Source organism: Ilyobacter sp. (assembly GCF_041583315.1).
Lineage (GTDB): Bacteria > Fusobacteriota > Fusobacteriia > Fusobacteriales > Fusobacteriaceae > Ilyobacter.
On the sequence record NZ_JBFHGC010000177.1, the window covers coordinates 1 to 4,961 of the forward strand.

General features: G+C 37.1%; 4 protein-coding genes. All 4 read right to left on the reverse strand.

Annotated features, from left to right (window positions below):
* Positions 1-2,109 (reverse strand): isoleucine--tRNA ligase (gene ileS, locus ABZA26_RS07440; RefSeq protein WP_372713889.1); only part of this gene is annotated, 2,109 nt, incomplete at its 3' end.
* Between the two features lie 3 nt (positions 2,110-2,112).
* Positions 2,113-3,063, reverse strand: a complete 951-nt coding sequence (locus tag ABZA26_RS07445) for an ATP-binding protein (RefSeq protein ID WP_372713890.1) — start codon at positions 3,061-3,063, stop codon at positions 2,113-2,115.
* Positions 3,048-4,523: a HAMP domain-containing protein gene (locus ABZA26_RS07450; protein ID WP_372713891.1), complete on the reverse strand. Its 1,476-nt coding sequence runs from the start codon at positions 4,521-4,523 to the stop codon at positions 3,048-3,050. The genes ABZA26_RS07445 and ABZA26_RS07450 overlap by 16 nt, the downstream gene beginning before the upstream one ends.
* A 3-nt stretch (positions 4,524-4,526) precedes the next feature.
* On the reverse strand, positions 4,527-4,961 hold a 435-nt coding region (locus ABZA26_RS07455), incomplete at its 5' end, for a S1 RNA-binding domain-containing protein (RefSeq protein ID WP_372713892.1).

The window sequence follows — 4,961 nt, forward strand, 5'->3', positions numbered from 1 at the left end:
ATAATTTTCAGTTACTTTTCTTTTTAGGGTTTCAAGCTTGTGCATCGCCCATCTGTCTATCTCAGGAAGATCTTCATAAGAAACTCTGTCTGTATCAGGATCAAAGTCACTTGTGTTTCCTAGTATGTATCTGGCAGTATTTCTAACTCTTCTGTAGGCTTCTGCCATCTGTTTCAGGATATTCTCTGATATTTTCACATCTTCTCTGTAATCTACAGAGGCACACCACAATCTAAGTATATCTGCCCCGTAGGTCTTGATTACATCGTCAGGGGACATTACATTCCCCATTGATTTAGACATTTTCTTACCTTCTCCGTCATTTACGAATCCGTGGGTAAGTACCTGTTTATAAGGTGCGTCTCCTGTAGATCCTATAGATGTCAGAAGTGAAGTCTGGAACCACCCTCTGTGCTGATCAGAGCCTTCAAGGTAAAGGTCTGCAGGTCTTCTTAGGTTTTCTCTTGTTTCTAGTACAGCTCTGTGGGAAACCCCTGAGTCAAACCATACGTCCATTATATTTGTTTCTTTTCTTAACTCTATTCCAGCCAGGTTGTACTTCTCAAGGAGCTCTTCACCTATAAGTTCCTCAGGTGAATATTTAACCCATGCTATTGTTCCCTCTTTTTTCACTATACCTATTACTCTGTCAATGATTTCACTGTGGAAGATCTCCTCTCCAGTAGCCTCATTGTAGAATATAGGGATAGGTACTCCCCAGATTCTCTGTCTTGATATGCACCAGTCAGGTCTTGATTCAAGCATTGTACTGATTCTGTTTCTACCCCATGCAGGAATAAAATCTACATCCTCTATAGCCTTCAAAGCTTTTTCTCTCAAGTCAGAACCTTCTGCTCTTACAAACCACTGTTCTGTAGCTCTGAATATTACAGGAGTTTTTGATCTCCAGTCATGAGGATAAGAATGCTCTATCTCTTTTAACATAAGCAGGTGACCTGTCTCCTCCATGTGAGCAGCGATCTCCTTGTTTGCCTTTTTATAAAACATTCCTGCAAACTTACCGGCTTCCTCTGTAAGGTGTCCCTTGTTGTTTATAGGAGAGATTACAGGCAGTCCGTATCTTGTACCTACCACATAGTCATCCTGACCGTGTCCTGGAGCTGTGTGTACACACCCTGTACCGGCTTCCAAGGTTACATGTTCTCCCAGTATTACAAGTCCTGTCCTGTCTAAGAAAGGGTGCTTGTAGGTTGTTCTCTCTAATTTATCTCCTGTGAACTCTTTTAAAAGCTCTACATCTTTTATTCCCATGTCTGAAAAAGCTTTTTCTGATAGGCCCTTTGCCAAAATAAGATTCCCTTTTTCAGTTTTGTATACTCCATATTCAAACTCAGCATTTAAACATATTGCCACATTGGCAGGAATAGTCCACGGAGTCGTCGTCCAGATAACAAGAGATGCTTCGTCTAATCCCAGTTTTTCAAGGAGATCAGAGTTAGCTTCCATTTTTACATATATAGATGGTGACACGTGATTTTTATACTCTATTTCGGCTTCTGCAAGAGCTGTCTCTGTAGCAGGAGACCAGTAAATAGGTTTCAGACCTTTGAATATATATCCATTCTCATAAAGTTCTTTAAATACTTCCAACTGTTTTGCTTCATATTCCGGATTAAGTGTAAGATAAGGATTGTTCCATTCTCCCATTATACCCAGTCTGATAAAATCAGCTTTTTGTTTTTCAACCCATTTTTTAGCATACTTTGTACATTTCTCTCTTATTTTAAGAGGAGACATCTCTTTTGCAGCTTCCCCTAGTTCTTCTGTAACCTTTAGTTCTATAGGAAGTCCGTGTGTATCCCATCCAGGAATATAAGGTGCATTATAACCTTGAAGTCTCTTGTACTTTAAGATTATATCCTTGAGTATTTTATTAAGAGCGTGTCCTATATGGATATTTCCATTGGCATAGGGAGGTCCGTCATGAAGAATAAACTGCTTTTCTCTTCCCTCTAAACTTTTGTTATAAATTTTGTCCTTGTCCCACTGCTTTAATATTTGCGGTTCCTTGTTAGGCAGATTTGCTCTCATTTGAAAGCTTGTCTTTGGAAGGTTTAAGGTCTTCCCATAGTCTCTTTCATCAGACATTATCTATTTCTCCTCCTTATATGCATTTAAAGTTATTTTTGCTTGCGTACTTACATTTTCCTGGGATTCAAATTTTATGATTCCCCTGTGATGTTTTATTATTCTATAGGCGATGGAAAGTCCCAATCCTGAAGCATTCTTTTTATAGCTTACAAAAGGTTCATATATGTTTTGCAGCTGACTTTCACTCATCCCTATACCGTTATCAAAAATTCTGATTCTTACTTTTTCTGTATTTTTAGCTCTCGAGAGAACAATGTTGATTTTTTTATTTGCTTTATCACTTTTTATAACTGCATCAAAAGCGTTGTCTATGATTTCCGTAAATGCTTTTTTCAGTTCTGTCCTGTCTCCGTAAACCCTCTCTCGGGATTTTACAAAAAGAGAAACTGTAATATTATTTGAAATCATATTCTGCTTGTGTTCATTATATATCTCATCAAAAAGAGCTTCTATATCAAAAACTTCAAATCTGTATTCTTTCATGTCTGAATAATCAGTGAGTATGCTGTTTTCTCTTTTTACATTTAAAAGCTCTTTTTCGAGCTCTAAGAGATCCATTCTGAAATCTCCGTCTCCCCGTTTTGCCTTCTCTACAATGGCATCTATCTTTTCAAGCAGAGGCTTTCTTCCGTCTAAAAATTTCTCCGAAAGTTTTCCTATGGTTATTGCTCTTTCATTGTCTATTTTTTCTTCCTCTAATATCCTGTTTTTAAAGTGTATCCCAAGATTCAGTATAAGAAGATTTAAGAGTTCTACTTCTTCAGTGGTTACTACCCTGTCCTTCATGAAATTATCAACCAATATACATCCGTAATCTCTTTCGTTGCTGTATATAGGTATGATTATAAAGTTATTCAGACCCAGGCTCATAAGGAATTCATTTCCCAGGTTGTACTTATAACCTCTGTCGTTGTAATATATTATCTTCTTGTCGTTTACCGCTTCTGCCAAAGGCTTGGCTTTCTTACGGGGATTTTTATGTAAGACACAAGTTCATTCAGAGACTCAGTCTGAAATCTAAATCCTCCCACAGCTTTGGCTACTCCGTCATCTTTATTTTCTATCACATTGGTATTTATAAGAGCATACTCTCCCACAAGTGATTCTATCTCCCTGCTGTATCTCAAGAATATGGCTCTGCTGTACCCAAGACCCATTTCTGAAGTGAGGGCACTGGCAATTGACCTTATCACATGGAAGATGTCGTCCTCTACATGAATTCCCAATAAGAGCTTCTCTATTACATTTATCCTGAAAATATTTTCCTGGAGTTTTAAATTCTGTGCTCTCAGCTCATTTTGCGTGCACCTTATGGTTTTAATCATTTTTTTAAAAGACATTATGAGAGTTCTTATCTCCCCTGTACTTTTTATTTTAAGGTCCACATCATAATCTCCCTGGGATATCCTGTCAGAAGCTTCTGCTACCTCAGCCAGTGGAGTAAGGGTTTTATAAAAAATCTTACCGAAAAATGTAGAATTGAAAAGTATCAGAGTTATGGCCACACTGGCTATAAACAGAAATACAAGAGTTTTCATTCGTATAACTTCACCTTGAGAAATAGCTATACCGATACTTCCTAAAAATATTCCATTGGTATTCCTTATGGGATACAACGCCATATAATAGGGCTCTTTGCCTACACTCTTCTCTGCAAAGTAATATTTGTGGTCCCTAAGCTGAAGTTCTGAACGAACTTTGTCACTGAGAAATTTTTCTCCTGTGGAAATTTCAAGGGTTCCTTTGCTATAATCCCCGCCAGTCAGAAGAAATATTTTGTGCTCAGGTTCTAGCCCCATAAAATCATGACAAACCTCTAAAAATTTATCGTCTATCATGAAAGTAAGGACAAAAGCTTTGATCTCAGAGTCTCCATAATAGGGCACCGAAATTCTCACCAGTATATCATCACCCATTCTCTCCTGAAAAGAGGTTTTCATCTGATATTTAGATCTTTTACTTATAAAATTAAGAAAATTTCTGCTTTTAGAAGTTGAAAAGTTTTTTAAAATCTCTTCATCTCCAGACTCTCCCAAAATCCCATTATCCTTACCTATTATAGAAAAAATTGTCTCACTGTAAATTTTATAATTTTGTTTTTCCAGCTGTGACTTTAGTTTATCGGAAAAAAGCTGATAATTCACATTATTCTTTTGGGTTATTTCCGAGTTTAAAAGAGTATTCTGGTTTTGGGATATCATAGAGATATCATCACGCATTTTAGACATATAAAAAGTATAATATCTGTCTAGAGTTTTTATCTTCTCTGCCGCCAATTTTGGAACCTGGGCTCCTATATCTTTTAGAGTAATGAAGGTCAGTATAAAAGCTATCATGGAAGCAGTGAGAAGAACCGCCATATTATTGTAAAAGATTATCTTCAGAAGCAAAGAATCTTTTTTTAGCCTCATAAATTACTTCTCCTTTTTAGTGAGAGTTACCCTTTCCCGCTGAAAATCAACATCCTTGATCTTTACTTTTATTATCTGACCGACAGAAAGAACCTTCGACGGGTCTGAAATGAAAGTGTCTGATATTTCAGATACGTGAAGAAGTGCGTCGTTTTTCAGACCTATATCTATGAAGGCTCCAAACTTGACTACATTTCTAACAGTCCCCTCTAATTCCATTCCTGGTTTCAAGTCTCCCATTTTAAGTATATCAGACTTTAATATTGGTTTTTCAAGTTCTTCCCTCGGGTCACGTCTGTCCCCTATAAGAGCTCCGTAGATATCTCTCACAGTTTCTTTTCCATAGCCATTTTCCTCTGCAAAAGCTTCAATATCAAAATTTTTCAGTGCAGTTCTTGCATCCTCTATACTCTTTCTGTATTTATCCAGAGTAAAGCC